This window comes from Desulfovibrio sp. (assembly GCF_018379785.1).
Lineage (GTDB): Bacteria > Desulfobacterota > Desulfovibrionia > Desulfovibrionales > Desulfovibrionaceae > Desulfovibrio.
The window spans coordinates 1-16,731 of the sequence record NZ_JAGZUV010000068.1 but is presented as its reverse complement, the minus strand read 5'-3'; the positions used below and the strand labels follow the sequence as shown (position 1 = coordinate 16,731).

Here is a 16,731-nt window from a genome sequence, read left to right as displayed (position 1 = left end):
TGAGATTTTGAATCTTCGAGTACCTCATTGCACAAAAGCGGGTCTGGCCCTGACCAAGGCAGACGTGAAGCGGGATAAGTCATGCCCAAGCTGCTGTGAGTAGGCAAATTTAGGCCCTCGCGATGACAGATCGCGAGGGCCTTTTTGCGTGAAGAAATAGTGGCACAAAAAGAGATTGGGAGCTGCTTACCGGCTGACCCTTTCCATCCTGTCGTAGACGTTCCGCATCCGCAACACCAGGTTGGACGCCTGCTCAAGAAGGCAGCCCAGGCTGGCAATGACATAGCCTTTCACGCGCACGTCATGGTGCGTGCTTTTCATTATTTTGACCACGCCCACCAGAAGCATATAGGTTTCCGCCAGCAGATCGCAAAAATCTTCCGCGCCGTAGTGTTTCAAAAGTTTGCGCTCATGCTGCACCGCTCCCGCAGAAAGGTGATAGCAGCGGGTTTCGCCGTCCGAATCCGGACTGGGACGCGGATTGGGCCTACTGCCCTGCCCTGCCGGTTCATACATGGCCAACAGGTCCTGGGCGGCGGCCCGGAATCTTGCGATCCGTTCCGTCAGTTCGGAATGACTTTGAGAAGGGGGCGTTGACGACTGCGGCTGCGGAGCAGCGCTCGGGAAATGATGGGACATAAGGCACCTCGCGGGTTTTTACATTGGCGCTGCCTTACGATGACAACGCCGGGTGTCGTAAACCGCCCGCGAGCGGCTTGTGGCTTTTAGCCTTTCGGCCTGGACATGACCACAACACCCGGCAATAGATAGCCAGTAGCGCCAGCCAAAGGGCGCAAAAAAGCCATACTGTCGGGATGGTAGCCGTCGCGGGAAGGTGTTTTACGAGCACCTAGATTGAGAAAAGCACACTTCGTTTTTCCAGTCAAGATAATGAAGCATTGCAAAAATACATCAAGCCAAGTTAAATTTATCTATATTAAGCAACAATGCAATGGAGCAATTGTGTCAGATTTACCAGAATATAGTATTAATTTAACGAGTGAAGAGAATTAATTTTTCCATATATGAATGATATAAAAATTTTCCCACGTGGCATAAAGACTCTTTGAAAAAGCTTTATTGGGGAGACAAAATAAAAGGTGTCGCATGATAACAAGCAACGTCAAAAAGATTATGGCTGACAGAAAGATAACGATACGTGCCCTGGTCGCGCTGTCAGGCTTGTCAGACAAAACGATCCTGCGCACACGGAATGAGCACATCGTGGAATGCCGGTTATATACGCTGCAAACAATCGCCAAGCATCTTGGGAAGCACTGATTAATGGTCTTTTTGCCCTCTGCCCGCGTCAGGCTCGCCCCGTGCGAAGGTCGAATATGTTTGGATATACTCCCTCCGCCCGCAGTTCGCCTTCCTTGGCAGAGAACAAAAATCTTCATTAATCAGCACTTCCCTTGGCTGCAAAGTGAAAGACCTTTTTACTGAGAGGCAGTAATTTTTCCTGCCGCTGCTGTGAACGGCCGCAAATCCCGGCCCTCTGATTGACCCGGCCGCGAAATACCATTATCTCCCTGAACCGGCCCGGCTGACCGCCCGGCCTCCGGGCGTTCCACATATCCGGCGCGACCGCGTCCGTCGCCGTCGCCGACGGGCAAAACGGCATGGGCACGGCTGTTGCCTGGAAATATTACTGATGGGGAATGGTATGGCAAAGATCAAAATAGGCTTGCCCATGCAGATGGGCATCGGCATGGTCGCGGGCGTGCTTGTGGGCGTGGTCGCGCAGGACTGGGCGCTGGGCAGCACCATCTTCAAATTTCTCGGCGATATTTTCATCCGCCTGATCCGCATGGTGGTTGTGCCGCTGGTCTTCGCCACCCTGGTAGCGGGCGCGGCGGGCATCAGCGACACCACCAAACTGGGGCGCGTGGCCACCAAGACCCTGCTCTACTACCTGATCACCACGGCGGTGTCCGTGGCCGTGGGCCTGCTGCTGGCCAACATCGTGCAGCCGGGCGCGGGCGTGAACCTGCCCACCGACAATCTGCACGTCAAGCCGGTGACCCCGCCGGCCCTTAACGACACGCTGATGAACCTGATCCCCATCAATCCGGTGGAAGCCATGTCCAGGGGCAATATGCTCCAGATCATCATCTTCGCCATCATTTTCGGCTTCGGCATCAGCTCCCTGGGTGAGAGCGGGCGGCACCTGCACCGTTTCTTCGATTCCTGCGGCGAGGTCATGATCAAGGTCACGGGCTTTGTGATGTACTACGCGCCCGTCGGCGTCTTCGGCCTCATGGCCTTTACCGTGACCAAACACGGCCTTGCCGTGCTGCTGCCCCTGGGCAAGGTCATTCTGCTGATGTACGCCGGTTGCGCCATCCTGTACTGTTTCATGTTCCTGCCATTGGTCAAGTTCGTGGTCAAGATTCCGGTGATGCGCTTCGTCAAGGGCATGCTGGAACCCTTCATGATCGGCTTCACCACCTGCTCCAGCGCGGCCGCCCTGCCTTCAAACATGCGCTGCACCGAGGCGCTGGGCGCATCGCGCACGGTGGTCAGCTTCGGCATTCCGCTGGGCAACACCATCAACATGAACGGCACCGCCCTGTACATGGGCATCAATACAATTTTCGTGGCGGAATTCTACGGCATATCCCTGCCTCTGGATGCGCAACTGACCGTCATTCTGATGTCCATTCTCGCCGCCGTGGGCACCATGGGCGTTCCCGGCGCGGGCCTGATCATGATGAGCATCGTCTTTGTGCAGATGGGCATGCCGCTGGAAGGGGTGGCCCTGATCGCGGGCATCGACCGCATTCTCGACATGGCCCGCACGCCCATGAACGTGCTGGGCGACAGCCTCGGCGCGCTGGTGGTCTCGCGCCTGGAAGGCGACTTCAACGACAATCCGGAACCGGTGCCGCAGGCGCCGCGGGAGCAGGCGCAAGGACAGGCGGAGCACGCCTGACGCTCCGGGTACGGAAAACCCGCAAAAGGGCGGCATCCGCACGATGGATGCCGCCCTTTTGCAACCCGCCGCCTTTTCATGACGGTTCTTCTCTCTATGCCGCCGCGAAGCGGCTCCCGGTCCGCCGGGAACAGCTTTCACCGCTCAGATTGTGATCAGTTCGTACTGATCGCTTCCCATGCCCATTTCCTTCATATAGGAAAGCTGGCGCAGGCCGCTGCGGGATTCGATGCGCTCCGCCATATCGCGCCGCACGTCTTCCGGCAGGGCGTAGACCATGTCCACGGAAGCCTTGTCCACGGCCAGGATATCCGTGGAGGCCAGAATGCCCAGGTCGGGCAGGGTGACCGGAGCGGCGTTGACGCCTTCGCAGTCGCAGCTCACGGACATCTTGCGCAGCACGTTGATGTAGGCGATACGCGGCCCGAAATGGCTTGTGACGGCCTTGCCGCCCTCCACCATGCGCTCCATGAAATTGGGGCCGCCGGACCAGAGCTGGTTGCCCTCGCGGTGCAGTTGCGCCTTGCCCACCTTGCCGGAGGCGCAGCCGATGGCGATGTTTTTCAGCGAACCGCCGAAGCCGCCCATGACGTGCCCTTTGAAATGGGTGAGCGCCAGCAGGGAATCATAGTTGAGCAGATGCTTGCCCACAGCCACTTCCTTGAGCCGTCTTCCGCCGGGCACGGGCAGGCTGACGTCGCCCTCGGCGTCCATGATGTCCACGGGACAGAAGGTCCAGCCGTTGGTTTTCAGGGTTTCCCGATGCCCTTCCGTGGTTTGGCGCGGGCTTTCGTAAAGCACGTTGCACTCCACAATGGCGCTGCCGGGAATGGAAGCCTGGAGCCGCCGCACCCAGGAGCGGGGCAGAATGTTCGGCCCGTTGGGTTCGCCGGTGTGCAGTTTGAGGGCGACCCTGCCGGTCATGCCTTCATTGACCTTGGCGTAGATGTTGAGCAGGCCCTCGGCGCTCAGATCCCTGGTGAAAAAAACCCTGGCCTTGGCCGGAGGCGCGGCCAGAGCCGGGCCGCCCTTCAGGGAAAGGCCCATGGCCAGCGCTCCGGCGGTCAGCGTCCCGTTTTTCAGAAAATCGCGTCGTGAAAATTCATTCATGATGTCCTCCCGAGAGAGCGTCTGCCCTCTGGTTGCTCCCGAATTTGGCCGCTACCGGGCTTGGGCGGAGCGCGCGTCCAGCACCGCGTCCAGCACCTTGCCCGCCTCGGCGGCCTCTTTCTTGCCGACCTTGGCGTCAAGCACGGCAACGAAATCCCGCAACTGCGCCGGGCTGAGCCCGGTATTCATGGCCGCGCCGAGGTGGAAGCCCAGCTGCGCGCCCAGGCCCGGCATGGCGGCCAGGGCCGCGATGGTCGCCAGTTCCCGGCTCTGACGGTCCAGGTTGTCGCGGGCAAAAATATCCGCGAACAGATGTTGTTTGAGAAAGGCGTCAATGGCGGGCGTAAAGAGCTGATAGCCGGAAGGCGCGGGAATGCTCTTCCACCCGGCCAGCTCGGCCCTGACCCCGGCCCCGTAGGCGTCCCGGTCCAGATTCGCGGGCAGCGGGCCCGGTTCACGGCCTTCCTCGTCCCGGATGCCCCGTGCCTTGCGCTCGTCCATGACGGCCATGAAGGCGCCGATGCCGTTGAGACTGCGCGGAAAACCGGTATACGCATACAATTGCACCAGGACTTCCTTGATCTCATTGACGGTCAGACCGGCTTCCAGACCGGCGTGCAGGGCGGGCTTCAACTTTTCCATGTCGCCGTTGGCGGTGAAGGCCGCGATGGCCACAATGCCCCGTTGCCGGGCGTCCAGGGGGTGAGCTTCGTTCATGGCGCGCGCCTCCGTAAGCGTGATGGTCAGCGCCAGTGCGCAACAGACGGCGCGGAACACAAACAGTGTTTTCATACTTTCCTCCCGTTGCCGGAGTTACATCCGTTGCAATCAGGATATCCGCCGGACGGGCAGACTTAAAGACACAATTTTCGCAAAAAATTGCCTGATCCTGCCTCGAAGGCTGAGGAGGGAGAAAGGGAGAAATGCGGTGGGGGGAATCGCCCGGCCGGACTGAACCGGCCGGGCGGAAAAGAAAAACTTAACAGCCCCTAACAGCGGCCGTAATTATCCTCAAAGCGGACAATATCGTCCTCGCCCAGATAGGAACCGCTCTGAATCTCAATGATCTCCAGAGCCTGCGGCCCGGCATTGGCCAGACGGTGCCTGGCCCCGATGGGGATGTACGTGGACTGGTCCGCATGCAGTTCCACAAGTTGGTCGCCCACGGTGATCTGCCCCACGCCGCTGACCACCACCCAGTGCTCGGCCCGGTGGTGGTGCAGTTGCAGGGACAGGGACGCGCCGCTCTTGACCATGATCCGCTTGACCTGAAAGCGCTCGCCCAGGGCCAGGGTTTCATACCAGCCCCAGGGCCGGAACACGCGCAGATGGGTGTCCTTTTCCGGGCGGCTGTGTTGGGTAAGCCGGGCCACCAGGGTTTTGACGTCCTGCGAGCATTCCTTGCGCGTCACCAGCACGGCGTCGCCGGTTTCCACCACCACCAGATCCCTGACGCCCAGGGCCGCCACCAGACGGCCGCTGGAATACAGATAGCTGCCCGACACGTCCTCGGCCAGCACGTCGCCCACCCGCACGTTGGCGTCGGCATCTTTGGCCGCCGCCTCGTACACGGAATTCCAGGAACCGAGATCGCTCCAGCCCGCGTCCAGCGGCACCACGGCCGCCAGCGGCGTTTTTTCCATTACCGCGTAGTCGATGGAATCCGCCGGGCAGGCGGCAAACTCCTTGCCCAGCCAGACAAAATCCCGCTCCTCGCTCCGCTCCCGCCAGGCGGCGGAAGCGCCTTCCAGCATGGCCGGGGCGTAACGCCCCAGTTCGTCCAGAAAGGCCGAGGCCCGGAACAGAAACATGCCGCTGTTCCAGTAATAACCGCCTTCGGCCAGCATGGCCCCGGCCGCGTCGCGGCGGGGTTTTTCCACAAAGCGGCGCACCGCGAAGCCCGTGTCCAGCGCGTCCCCGCGCTGGATGTAGCCGTAACCGGTTTCCGGGCCGTCGGGCTCAATGCCGAAGGTCACCAGCCGCCCCTCCGCCGCGCAGGCGGCGGCCCGGGCCACGGCGCGGGCAAACACCCCGGCGTCGCCGATGACGTGGTCCGAGGGCAGCACCAGCAGAAGCACGTCGTCCCCGTCCGGGGCCGTTCCGTCCCCCTCATCCACGGAAGCCAACGCGGACAGGGCCGCCACGGCGATGGCCGGGGCGGTGTTGCGCCCCTCGGGCTCCAGCAGCACGCGGCCCGTGGGGTCCAGGCCCTGCTCCTGCATCTGGGCGGCGGCCAGAAAGCGCTGTTCCTTGTTGCAGATCACCAGCGGCGGCGTCAGTTCAGGCAGGCCGCCGAGCCGCTTCAGGGTGTCGCCGAACAGCGTATGGCCGCCCAGATCCATGAACTGTTTGGGATACAGACGGCGAGAAAGCGGCCAGAGCCGGGTGCCGGTGCCCCCGCATAAAATCACGGGACAGAGCTTCATTATGCCTCCCCCAACAGGACAAAGTTGCGCTTCCCGGCCGGAGCCGGAGCAAAAAGAGCTCCGTGCGGCCCGGCCGGAATACGGGACAGATTCCCCATTGATCAGGGAGGTGCAGTATACCCTGATCAGGGCAGTTCGACAATGCGTCCCGAAGGGGAAAAGACGCGCATTGTCCGGTCAGCCCGCCAGGCCATTGCGCCGCAGCCAGGCAGCCGTGATTTCCTGAGCATCCGCCACGCTCTCGCCGTAGACAGCCAAGCCCGGCAGTACAGTGGCTTTGGGGCAGAGCTTTTTGATGTCCTCCACGGCGCGGCCCAGGCGGCTGCCTCCGTGGGTGACAAAGGGCGCGATGGTCTTGCCGGAGAAATCCGCGCTTTCCAGAAAGGTCATCACCGGCGGCGCAATGGTGCCCCACCAGTTGGGCGATCCCACAAAAATCACGTCATGGGCCGCCGGGTCCGGCGTGGCGGTTTGCAGCGGCGGCCTGTAGCCCGAGGCCAGCTCCTTTTTGGCCTGTTCCGTGGTGGCGCGGTAGTCCTCGGGATAGGGCGCAACCGTGCGCAGCTCCAGCAGTTCTCCGCCCGCCGCGGCCTGAATCTGCCCGGCGATGGTCCGGGTGTTGCCGGTGCGCGAAAAGTAGACAATGAGATGCCTGCCGCCCTGTGGAATTGCGGCCGAGGCCTCGCCGGAACCCAGAACCGCGGGCGCGGCCAGCAGGCCCAGCCCGGCGGCGGCCAGCTTGCAGAAACGCCGCCGCGCCGTATTGACGGAACATTCGTGGTGCTTGCTCATACCTGTCTCCTTTGGGATGCCGGAGCATCCCGGAATGCATTTACAGCACCGACATTACAACTGTCCGCCAACGAAATGGATATCCGATCCTCTCCAATCCTTGCCCGATTCTCTCATGCCGCCGCCGGAAACAGCCGTTCGTCGCGCAACGGGCTGCCTCTCAGTCCAGTTCGCGGCCTACCCACACCGCCCTCCCGATAATCCGCACCAGATCCGCCAGCTGTTCGCAGGTGTCCGCCTCAATGGGGGCATAGTCCGGATTGACGCTGGTCAGGATCAGCTTGCCCGGCATGGCGTTGACGATCTTCAGGTAGACCATGTCCTCCACGCCCACGGCGTAAATCCGTCCGGGCACGGGGTCGCTCTGGGACTGGTCGATGAGCACCACGTCATTGTGCAGAATGCGCGGCTGCATGCTGTCGCCGGACACGCGCAACAGCACCATCCGGGCGGGATTGCCCTTGCGGTGCAGAAAATCCCAGCGGAAGGCGTAATGGCGCAGGATTTCGCCGCCGGTCTCAAAGCTGCCCGTGCCCGCCGAAAGCCTGGCCTCCACCATGGGCACCATGACCAGCCGCGCCTCGGGCGTGTCGAGAACGTCGCCGTCGGCGTCGCCCTTGCCCGCCAGCAGCCAGTCCAGGGAGCAGCGCAGCGCCTCGGACAGGCGCACGGCAAATTCGCCCTTGGGCAATTGCCCGTTTTCATATTGCTGAATGGTAGTCAGGCTCACGCCCACCTGGGCCGCCAGATCCTGCTTGCGCAGGCCGAGCTGCACGCGGCGCCGGCGCAGACGCTCGGCGAAACCGCTGTGCAGGCCGCCGGAAGAGAGAGAGGTTGTATTCATGGTGTTCTCGTTTTTAAGCCGGAACTGTCGATCCCCGCATGGCCCAGTTGCCGCCAACGGGGAAGCCCTACGGGCCGCCCGTCGGGTCGGTCTTCGCGGCGCGCCTCGCCGTATTCGGCGTCAGAGCATTTCAAACTTAAATGCTCTAACGACCCAAGGGAGTTAGGGAAAACCTCCGGAGAAGATTAACAATTTTTCCTTTGAAAAAAATCGGAAAAATATATTAGAATAGGCATTGTTCTTAGCGAGAATAAACCTGTTTTACCTGTAACGCAAGGTTTCCCTTGAAATAGCCACGTGTCTTTGCCCGAAGGCAACCTGCCGGGTTGGGCTTGACCGAGGCCCAGGCCCCCATATCAGATGGAATTATTTTAAAAATTAAAATTTTTCTTTTAAAACTAAACATTTTTCTTGAAATATAACACAAAAATCTATAATTGATATGGAAACAGTTTTGCATATCAGGAAACTTTCATGAGGGAGCATAGCATGTCCGAACTACACGATGAAATCCAAAACCTGAGCGCTGTGCTGGAACTTTTGCAGGCTGAGGCCGGCGCGGGCCAGCGGCCCGTGCTGCGGCTGGCAAGCAGCCATTTGCGGCTGCTCGCCGGAACGCTGAAAGAATGCGGATACGGAGAAACCGCCGATCCCGCCGCGCCGATCCCGCCGTCGGGCGCACCCTGGCCCGCCGCCGTGACGGAGGACTGCCATGTACGCCAGTAAGGCCGCATCCCGCCCGGGCCGCCCGCCTCTGGCGCGGAGTCGCGATTCCTGGGGCCATGCTCTGCGCCTCTCCCGGGAGGAGCGGGAATGGGAGGAAATTCTCCTCCACCTGCCGGACAACGTGCGTCAGCTCTGGGACGCCCTGCGCGATACGCGCCAGCTCTGGCGCGTGCTGCACGCTTACGGCGGCCAGGACCTGCGCGTGCCCCGGCAGGAACCGGACCGCAACAACCCTCTGCGCCGCCGTCTGGGCCTGCGCTGCCTGCGCAAACTCATGGCCGCTTTCGGAGGGACGCGGGTCTATGTGCCCCGTTGCAACGCCCTGCTGGGCAAGCTGCGCCAGCGGGAGATCATTGAAGGCTTCAGCCGCCATACAAGCCACGGCCTGAGCAGCACGGCCGCCGTGGCGGCCCTGGCCCAGCGCCACGACATGTCCGACCGGCGCATCTGGCAGATCCTCAAAAAGGAAGCCTCGGCCCCGGCCAAGGCCCGTGTGCTTTACCGCCTGGGCGATTCCGCGGCCCTGGCCGGAACCGGCGCCGACGCGAAAAATGAGGACAACAGTTTGTAATCATTGCTGATCTCAAGAAAAACCAACCTTAAAAAAATTTTAAGCCCGCGATTTCGTGGGCTTTTTTTTGGATTTCCGGGGAAGTCGGCCCCCCTGAAACGCGCTGACCAGCGCCGGGCAAGGCTTTGGCCTTACTGAAACCTTTCACTCTTACGCGCGCCGGACTTTTTGGCATGTTCTCCTCACGGCCGCCGGAACTCACGGCGGCAACCCCAATCCGCCAAGGAGCGCACCATGTCCGAAGCCTTTCAACTGGCCCATGCCTTCACCGCCCGCTGGGAGGGCGGCCTGTCCGATCACCCGTCCGATCCGGGCGGCATTACCAATCACGGCGTTTCTCTGCGCTGGGTGCAGAACCTGGCCCGGCAGGCTCGTGACGAGTGCCGCCGTCTGCTCCGCTCCTGCGACGGCTGCCGGGAACGCGACACACCGAGAGCGTCTGGCACAAGACCCTTACAGCATTTTAAGTCTGAAATATTACACATTTCAAAGGAGGGGCGATAAATGGCCATTGCAACCGGCACCGCCGCCATCATCGGCGCGGCCATGGCCCTGGCGGGAACGGCGGCGGGCGCGGCAAGCGCCGCCCGGCAGACGCTGAACCAGAAACAGCAGGCCCGCTATCAATCACAACTGGCGGCCCGCAATGCCGCAATCGCGGAGCAGAACGCCCGGGTCGCCGACGAGGAAGCCCGCGCGGCCCGCAAGGAGGGCACCGAGGACGCCGCCCGCAAACGGCAGGAAACGGCCCGGATCATAGGGATGCAACGGGCCGGAGCCGGAGCCTCGGGCGCGCGGGTGGACGCGGGCGGCAATCTGGACCGCGTGCTGGACACGGCGGAAAAAGGCGAACTGGACGCGCTCTCCCTGCAACAGCAGGGCGCGGACGCGGCCTACAACCAGCAATTGCGGGCCTGGGGCCTGCGCAACCAGGCCGAGAGCGCGAGCCTTGAGGCGCAATACCTGCGCGGGCGCGGCAACACCGATTATCTGGGCCTGACCACCACCCTGCTCAACAGCGCGGGCCGCACGGGCCGCAATTTCTTCAACCTGGGCGCGCGGGGTCCGCGCCTGCCCTGAGGTTCCTCCGGCTCCATTGCGACGTCATCCGCAAAAAATAAAAATTTTTTCTGACGGCGGGGCACGAGGAAATTAGGCTAATCTGTATTTCAATACAGCAAAGCAAATTCCCATGGTATAACGCGTCCACATGGAAAAAGCTGACTTTGCGGCTGGTCGTTTGCGCGTATTCTTCCCCGCGTGCATCTGTTCTGAAAACCTTTCCAATAGTTAGATAAGACCATGTATATAGAGCCCCCGCTCTTCCGCGGGGGCTCTTTGTCTATACTCCCGTTCCCCATAACTCTTTTGCAGGAGAAAACAGCATGGCCCAGCACCGTCCGCGTCACTCCGCCACAAACCGCCCATCCGGAAACTCCCGGCGGCGCAACGGCGCGCGGGCCGCCATCCGGCGGCTCGATGCCTTTGTCGCCGCCGTCTATCTGCCCCACGTCCGGCTTCGCAAGCGGAGCTGGCGGGTGGACGAACGCATTGCCCGGCAGCGCCTTTCCCCGGCCTTCGGAGCCCGGCGACTGGACGGCATCCGGCGCGACGAAGTGGAAGACTGGCTGCGCGATCTGGCGGAGGAGGGGCTGTGCCCGGCCACCTGCAACCGTATTCTGGCCGTCTTCAAGAGCGTCTGCTCTCTGGCGGTGCTGCATGGCGTCCTGCCCGCCGGGCAATCGCCCTGCGCGGACGTGCCGCCCTTCAGAATTCATCTGCAACGGGAACGCTATCTCGCGCCGGACGAAGCCCAACGGCTCATGCGGGAGCTTGAGCGCTCCGCGCGGCCCGAGGCCGCGGCCATCCGGCTGCTTCTGCTCACCGGCGCGCGCAAGAGCGAAATTCTCAAAGCCCGCTGGGAAAATGTGCGCCTGGACCTGCGCCTGCTCACCGTGCCGTTGTCCAAGTCCGGCAAGCCGCGTCACCTCCCCTTGTCCGACGCGGCCGTGGCCGTCATCCGCGACCTGCCGCGCGGGCCGGGCTGCCCCTGGCTTTTTCCCGGTCATGCGCCGGGCAAGCCGCTCAGCGACGTCTATCTTTTCTGGGACGGGCTGCGGCGCGGGCTGGGCCTTGCCGATGTACGCATCCATGACCTGCGGCATACCTTTGCCAGCTTTCTGGTCAATGCCGGGCACTCGCTCTATGAGGTGCAAAAACTGCTGGGGCACAGCGATCCCAGAACAACCATGCGCTACGCCCATCTGGGGCAGGCCTCCCTGCTGGCGGCGGCCCAGAGCGTCAGTTGCTTTCTGGTCCCGGACAAAGGGAGAAAGAACACGAAATAAACGGGGCTGACAGGCAAAAAAACAGAAAAAAAACTTTTCCCCTTTGTCTGTCCGACGTTGATGAACGCCGAAATGGGCGCTGGCGCGCCGTATGCCAAGTGTTCATTGACAGATGCACTGTCAATGAACATTTGGTACAGAATACTGTCAACAGGATAAATGTGCAATAGAATTTTTTATGTAAAGTTTTTCAAAATTTTTTGCTCTATAAAAGTCTTTATTATTTCATCGAGATAGCCTTCCTCCAAATCCACCTGTTTCCCCCAAAAGCCGACAGTGCATCTGTCAGCGATGCCTGGAGCCTTGGGTTCCGTATAAATTCAGGGGGAGCGAAAGCTCCCGGGAGGTATGCTATGCTTACGAAGGGCGCTATCGGTAACCTTGTCAATAAATATCGTGCCGTACTCAAAAAATGCGGCCTGCTTAACATTTTTGGCAGCCTGGCCCTGGCCGGGGCTTTGACTGTGGGCGCGGCGGGCATGGCCGGGGCCGTCCCCTATGACCAGATGGGGAATTTCACGGCCGGTACAAGCTATGATTCCACCTCCGGCGGAGCCTCTGATACGGTTGTCGTCACCAAAGCCGACGGCGCAATCACGGGCACCGGCACAGTGACCATTGACGCCGCGAAGGGTCTGGAAATCAACGCTGTTTCCGGCGCGGGCAAGCTCAGCGTGGGCGACAGCCAGGACATGACCGTTAACAACGGCCTGAAGCTCGCCGCTGGTAGTGTCATCACCACCAACGACGCGACGCTGGAAATCAACGGCACTGACGCCGCCGTGAATATGATGGTTCCGGCAGGCGAGATGATCGGCTCCGCCACCATTACAGGATCAGTGGCAGAGGGAGGCGCGGGCCTCGCCACCATCAATGTCACCAAGGGCACGCTGGGCGCATACACGACCGACGGCAAGCTCGCCGGTATGACCATTTCCGGCCCGGTGGCCGTGACTGTGACAGCGACTGACGGCAAGCTGGTGGCCGGAGCCTTGAAGCTGAGCGAAGAGGCCACGCTGACCAACGCCAATGACGTGACCATTGACGGCATCGGCAGTGACGACGGCGCAAAGATGGCTCTCATGCGGATTGAGAAGGGCAGCACCTATACGGGCAACCTCACGCTGAACGACGCTGTCACCAACCCCCTGCTTTTCTCTCTCGATGTTGATGCAAGCACCCTTGACGGCGATCTGACCGTCGCCAACGGCAACGCGCGTCTGGCCAAAGCCAGCGTTACCGGAGACGTCATTGCCACGGGGGGCAATCTTGACGTCTATATCAGCAAGGAAGAGACCGATACCACCTCTCTGAAGTCGCTGACAATTAACGGCGGCAACGTGGAAGTGCACGCCGGCACGCTGGATGTGACCAATGCCCTGACCCTGGGCGACACGCGCGGCAGCGAGTTCACGCTGGCAAACGGCGCGAAGCTGACGGCGGACAGTCTGGCCTCCGGCGAATCCAACAACGGCGGGGTCATGTGGCTTAAGGGCGAGGCTGAGATCGCTGCTGCGTCCGAACTCAAGAGCGGTGCGATCTTTGTGCAGCAGGGAGCAACCACGTTCACCGACAAGCTGACCCTGAGCGGCGGCGAGAACATGCCGGGCGCGGCACTGACGGTCAGCCAGGGCGGCACGCTCACCACCTCCGATGTCGATCTCACAAAAAGCGGCAGCCTTGAAGTGAAACAGGGCGGCACCCTGGTTCTGGCCCAGAATAAGACGATCACCGTAGGCGGAAGCGTTCCCGGCTCTTCTCGCACCGAGGCGGACGGCAGCCTGTCGCTCTACGGCACGGACGCCTTCGGTGCGGGCAAAATTGAGGGCAAGGTGGATGTCAGCACGGGCATGCTGGCCTTCAATTCCGCTGTGGACCTGACCAGCCTACTGGTCGACGGCACATCCTCCCAGGACGGGAAAATCGTGATTTCCGGCGCGGGCACAGTGCGCGCCTATCAGGGCCTGACCTTTACAGGGGACAGCCTTGCGCTGGGCGACGCGGGCTCCACGCTTCAGGGCGGCGACCTCACGCTGGGCACGACCGACTTCACCATGACCAAGGGCACACTGGAGAGCCATGGGGGCGTTACGATTTTTGACGGCTACACTCCGATTGACTACACTGCGGGCCTCACGGTGGGCGACGGCACGGGCACGCTGACCCTGACCGCGAATAGCTCTCTGAATCTCACTCAGGTCGCCACACGAACCAGCACAGTGGCTGCGGGCAAGATTGACGTGGCCGCGGGCACGATGAACGTGCAGCGCGGTGCATGGCAGATGGCCAACCTGACCGTGGGCACGAACGGCACGCTGACCGTGGGCGGCACCCCTGCCACTACCGGGCAGGCCGATCTGACGGTCACCGGAGCCTTTGACACCAAGACAGGCGGCGGCTCCGCCGATATCGTAAATGGCACCCTGGCGCTGGACGGCACGGTCGCAACCGCTACGGACAACCTGAACATCGGCGACCTCGGCCAGGTGGTCACTGATCTGAACACGGCCTACAATGTCAACAGGCAGTCATTGGCGGATGGTTTCGGCACGGTGAAGGGCAGCGGTCTGTTGACCCTGCGCAATGACACCGGCACGACTGAAATGTCGCTGGCCGACTATAAAACCATGACCACGGCGCTCCAGGGCAATAACGGCAAGCTGGTCGGCATTGCCGTGGATAACCTGAACATCACCGGCATCGAGGGGGCCACGCTGGACAGCGCGCCCACATCGGGCCAGACTAATGCGGCAGGCCTCACCGGCCTGGAAGACGTGGTGGCTTCGGTCTCCGATCCCACAGTATCGCTTGACGGCAACCGCACCGACCTCAAGGGCCTGTCTGTAGCCGATAGCGGAACGGTCATCACTGTGGGCACTGGCACAACCACAGTGCTGACCCTCAAGGGCGACGCGACGGATAGGGAGTTTGATCTGGACGCGGGCGGCACAGCCGATCTGGTGGTGGACAACGGCAGCATCCTGAATCTGGGCACCGTGGCCGGAGACAAGACCTACGGCGACCTGAGCGGTGACATAACTTTGAGCTCCGCCAGTGATGTGCTGAATGTTGTCAACGGTGACTTCAGCACCGGCGATATTACGGTTGGCAGTCCCAATGTGGGCACGGTCAATGCGATTGACGCGGTCCTGAATGCCGGAGTTATCGGCGTTGTGGGAACCGAGGTCGGCACCGTCAATGCCAACAACGGCATTCTGAACGCCGACTCCATTGCCACCAAAGCTCTGACCGCCGACAACGGCACAGTCAGGGCCGAAGGTGACATCACTGTTACCAACGCCATGGACGGCACGACCGGCAGCCTGACCAACGGCACAATCCATTCCGCCACCGGCGACGTGACCCTGACCGCTGGCGCGAGCAACGCCAGCGGCGCGATTGTCGCCGACACGGGCGACATCACGGCCAGCGGTAAGGATATCACTGCCGCTGCTGACGAGGATCTTACCCTTTCCGCCGAGAAAGGCACGATTGCCGCGCAGAACGTCACCGCCACCGACGTGCGGGCCAAAACCCTGACCACCAGCGGTGCTGTGACCGTGACCGACGGCGTGCTGGTCGCCACGGGCGAGAGCACGGATAAAAGCACCATCACCGGCACGCTGGGGCTCACCAACTCGCAAACCCAGGTGGGCGATCTGGACGTGACCGGCGCGGCCACCATTGAGGGCGGCAGCTTCACGGGCGGGGACGTGACCTTGTCCGGCGGCGGCGAAATCAGCAACGGCGCGCAGGTTTCGGTGGACAGTCTGAGCGGAGCTTCCGGCCAAGTCATTGCCGTGGGTTCGACCAATGACGACAAAGCCAGCAGCGTAACGGCCAATGAACTTGCTCTCAACGGCGGCAAACTGGTGATCGACCCGGACTGGACCGCTGACGGCCCCAACCATGTGGCCATTGGCGGCATGGCGGGTGCGAATATCGACGGTGGCATCGGCGTGGGGCAAAATTCCATGCTGACCATCGGCACCAGGGATATGAGCTGGCTGGCTGGGCAGGTCGATGCCCTTGGCGGCCTGAACCAGAACGGCATTACCGCCGCACTGGGTTTGAAAGAAGCTCAAGTATTGGGCGACAGTGCTGGTACCGGCTACAGCCTGATTGTGGATGGCAGCAAGGATAATGCCGCCCTTACCACGGATCTGTCTACCGCTAATAAGGCCGATTTCGCTGCCGACTCTCTGCTGGTGGTCAGCGCCGACGCGGCCCTTGACCCGGCGGGCGCGTTGTCCGCCACCACAGCCACGGCCACGACGGTGGCTGCCAGCGCAAAACTGCGCATTGCCGGAGCCGAGGTAGGCGAGACCTACACGATTCTGGGCAGCAATATGAATGACGCTAATCTGACCATTACCGGCGACGGTTGGACAAACGCCAACTTCAGCACCGACTCGTTGATGGTGGCGGGCGGCGCGTTTGACGCTGCTACCGGCACCATCAAGACCTCTCTCAACTCGGCCCGTAACGTTTTGCCCTCGCTGGACAATGAACTGGCCGACGTGTTGGATGCGGGTTACTTGAATCACGAGATCGGGACCGCTGACAAATACGTGAATGCCGACGCCAAAGGTGTGCGTTTCCTGTCCCGCGCTACCAGCCGCGACTATATCGGCGGCGACGCCAGGCAGGCCGCCGTGACCATTGAAAGCGCGGCGCGCATGGCGCTCGTCGGCGCGGTGCCGCAGATGACTATGGCCGCCAGCAATGCGGCGGGCAATGCCGTGACCCAGCGCACCAGCCTGGCCCGGCCCGGCGGCAACGCCATCCAGAGCGTGGCCCTGGACGGCTCCATGCAAACCGGCGCTTCCGCCGGGGACGCCGCCAGGACCGGCTTCGCCATGTGGATCATGCCCCTGTACCAGAGCAGCAACGGCTACGGCATGAAGGCCGGGAACTTCGACATGGACTTCAGCGGCGGCCTGGGCGGCGTGGCCATCGGCGCGGATTACACCTTCGAC

Annotated in this window: 14 protein-coding genes; 8 read left to right on the top strand and 6 right to left on the bottom strand. The window is 61.7% G+C overall.

Annotation, left to right across the window (positions count from 1 at the left end; all coding sequences use genetic code 11):
• Positions 1 to 186: 186 nt before the first annotated feature.
• The gene (locus KH208_RS12810) at positions 187 to 516 is read right to left on the bottom strand and encodes an ATPase (RefSeq protein WP_291436862.1); all 330 of its coding nucleotides are present in this window, start codon (positions 514 to 516) and stop codon (positions 187 to 189) included.
• A 591-nt stretch (positions 517 to 1,107) separates the two neighbouring features.
• Between KH208_RS12810 and KH208_RS12805 the strand changes: the two genes are divergently transcribed.
• A complete protein-coding gene (locus tag KH208_RS12805) occupies positions 1,108 to 1,281 on the top strand; it encodes a helix-turn-helix transcriptional regulator (protein WP_291436861.1) in 174 nt (57 codons plus the stop codon).
• 385 nt (positions 1,282 to 1,666) lie between these two features.
• A complete protein-coding gene (locus tag KH208_RS12800) occupies positions 1,667 to 2,935 on the top strand; it encodes a dicarboxylate/amino acid:cation symporter (RefSeq protein WP_291436860.1) in 1,269 nt (422 codons plus the stop codon).
• A gap of 144 nt (positions 2,936 to 3,079) precedes the next feature.
• On the opposite strand, the gene KH208_RS12795 is transcribed toward KH208_RS12800, so the two are convergent.
• The 5 genes from KH208_RS12795 to KH208_RS12775 form a co-directional block, all read right to left on the bottom strand.
• A complete protein-coding gene (locus KH208_RS12795) occupies positions 3,080 to 4,045 on the bottom strand; it encodes a DUF362 domain-containing protein (RefSeq protein WP_291436859.1) in 966 nt (321 codons plus the stop codon).
• Between the two features lie 51 nt (positions 4,046 to 4,096).
• Positions 4,097 to 4,837 (bottom strand): carboxymuconolactone decarboxylase family protein, encoded by a 741-nt coding sequence (locus KH208_RS12790; RefSeq protein WP_291436858.1) that lies wholly within the window; start codon positions 4,835 to 4,837, stop codon positions 4,097 to 4,099.
• 197 nt (positions 4,838 to 5,034) lie between these two features.
• The gene (locus tag KH208_RS12785; RefSeq protein ID WP_291436857.1) at positions 5,035 to 6,471 is read right to left on the bottom strand and encodes a mannose-1-phosphate guanylyltransferase/mannose-6-phosphate isomerase; all 1,437 of its coding nucleotides are present in this window, start codon (positions 6,469 to 6,471) and stop codon (positions 5,035 to 5,037) included.
• Between the two features lie 177 nt (positions 6,472 to 6,648).
• The gene (locus KH208_RS12780) at positions 6,649 to 7,263 is read right to left on the bottom strand and encodes a flavodoxin (RefSeq protein ID WP_291436855.1); all 615 of its coding nucleotides are present in this window, start codon (positions 7,261 to 7,263) and stop codon (positions 6,649 to 6,651) included.
• A gap of 160 nt (positions 7,264 to 7,423) precedes the next feature.
• Positions 7,424 to 8,107 (bottom strand): helix-turn-helix transcriptional regulator, encoded by a 684-nt coding sequence (locus KH208_RS12775; RefSeq protein WP_291436853.1) that lies wholly within the window; start codon positions 8,105 to 8,107, stop codon positions 7,424 to 7,426.
• A 489-nt stretch (positions 8,108 to 8,596) separates the two neighbouring features.
• Here KH208_RS12775 and KH208_RS12770 point away from each other — a divergent pair, with 489 nt between their 5' ends.
• From KH208_RS12770 to KH208_RS12745, 6 genes are all read left to right on the top strand, one after another.
• Positions 8,597 to 8,833, top strand: a complete 237-nt coding sequence (locus KH208_RS12770) for a hypothetical protein (protein WP_291436850.1) — start codon at positions 8,597 to 8,599, stop codon at positions 8,831 to 8,833.
• On the top strand, positions 8,820 to 9,404 hold the full coding sequence (locus tag KH208_RS12765; RefSeq protein ID WP_291436848.1) for a Mor transcription activator family protein: 585 nt from the start codon (positions 8,820 to 8,822) through the stop codon (positions 9,402 to 9,404). Before KH208_RS12770 ends, KH208_RS12765 begins: the two co-directional genes overlap by 14 nt.
• Before the next feature lie 234 nt (positions 9,405 to 9,638).
• On the top strand, positions 9,639 to 9,908 hold the full coding sequence (locus KH208_RS12760; RefSeq protein WP_291436847.1) for a glycosyl hydrolase 108 family protein: 270 nt from the start codon (positions 9,639 to 9,641) through the stop codon (positions 9,906 to 9,908).
• Complete coding sequence (locus KH208_RS12755; protein ID WP_291436846.1) at positions 9,909 to 10,484, top strand: hypothetical protein; 576 nt, start codon at positions 9,909 to 9,911, stop codon at positions 10,482 to 10,484.
• Between the two features lie 305 nt (positions 10,485 to 10,789).
• Positions 10,790 to 11,752 carry a site-specific integrase gene (locus tag KH208_RS12750; RefSeq protein ID WP_291436844.1) on the top strand — a complete coding sequence of 321 codons (963 nt, stop codon included), beginning with the start codon at positions 10,790 to 10,792 and terminating at the stop codon, positions 11,750 to 11,752.
• Between the two features lie 353 nt (positions 11,753 to 12,105).
• Positions 12,106 to 16,731, top strand: a 4,626-nt coding sequence (locus KH208_RS12745; RefSeq protein WP_291436841.1) for a hypothetical protein, incomplete at its 3' end; no start/stop codon positions are given.

Coding starts and splice junctions, on each gene's coding strand:
- KH208_RS12750 (WP_291436844.1), top strand. CDS start 10,790: ATGGCCCAGCACCGTCCGCGTCACTCCGCCACAAACCGCCCATCCGGA.
- KH208_RS12765 (WP_291436848.1), top strand. CDS start 8,820: ATGTACGCCAGTAAGGCCGCATCCCGCCCGGGCCGCCCGCCTCTGGCG.
- KH208_RS12810 (WP_291436862.1), bottom strand. CDS start 516: ATGTATGAACCGGCAGGGCAGGGCAGTAGGCCCAATCCGCGTCCCAGT.
- KH208_RS12770 (WP_291436850.1), top strand. CDS start 8,597: ATGTCCGAACTACACGATGAAATCCAAAACCTGAGCGCTGTGCTGGAA.
- KH208_RS12755 (WP_291436846.1), top strand. CDS start 9,909: ATGGCCATTGCAACCGGCACCGCCGCCATCATCGGCGCGGCCATGGCC.
- KH208_RS12775 (WP_291436853.1), bottom strand. CDS start 8,107: ATGAATACAACCTCTCTCTCTTCCGGCGGCCTGCACAGCGGTTTCGCC.
- KH208_RS12790 (WP_291436858.1), bottom strand. CDS start 4,837: ATGAAAACACTGTTTGTGTTCCGCGCCGTCTGTTGCGCACTGGCGCTG.
- KH208_RS12780 (WP_291436855.1), bottom strand. CDS start 7,263: ATGAGCAAGCACCACGAATGTTCCGTCAATACGGCGCGGCGGCGTTTC.
- KH208_RS12800 (WP_291436860.1), top strand. CDS start 1,667: ATGGCAAAGATCAAAATAGGCTTGCCCATGCAGATGGGCATCGGCATG.
- KH208_RS12760 (WP_291436847.1), top strand. CDS start 9,639: ATGTCCGAAGCCTTTCAACTGGCCCATGCCTTCACCGCCCGCTGGGAG.
- KH208_RS12785 (WP_291436857.1), bottom strand. CDS start 6,471: ATGAAGCTCTGTCCCGTGATTTTATGCGGGGGCACCGGCACCCGGCTC.
- KH208_RS12805 (WP_291436861.1), top strand. CDS start 1,108: ATGATAACAAGCAACGTCAAAAAGATTATGGCTGACAGAAAGATAACG.
- KH208_RS12795 (WP_291436859.1), bottom strand. CDS start 4,045: ATGAATGAATTTTCACGACGCGATTTTCTGAAAAACGGGACGCTGACC.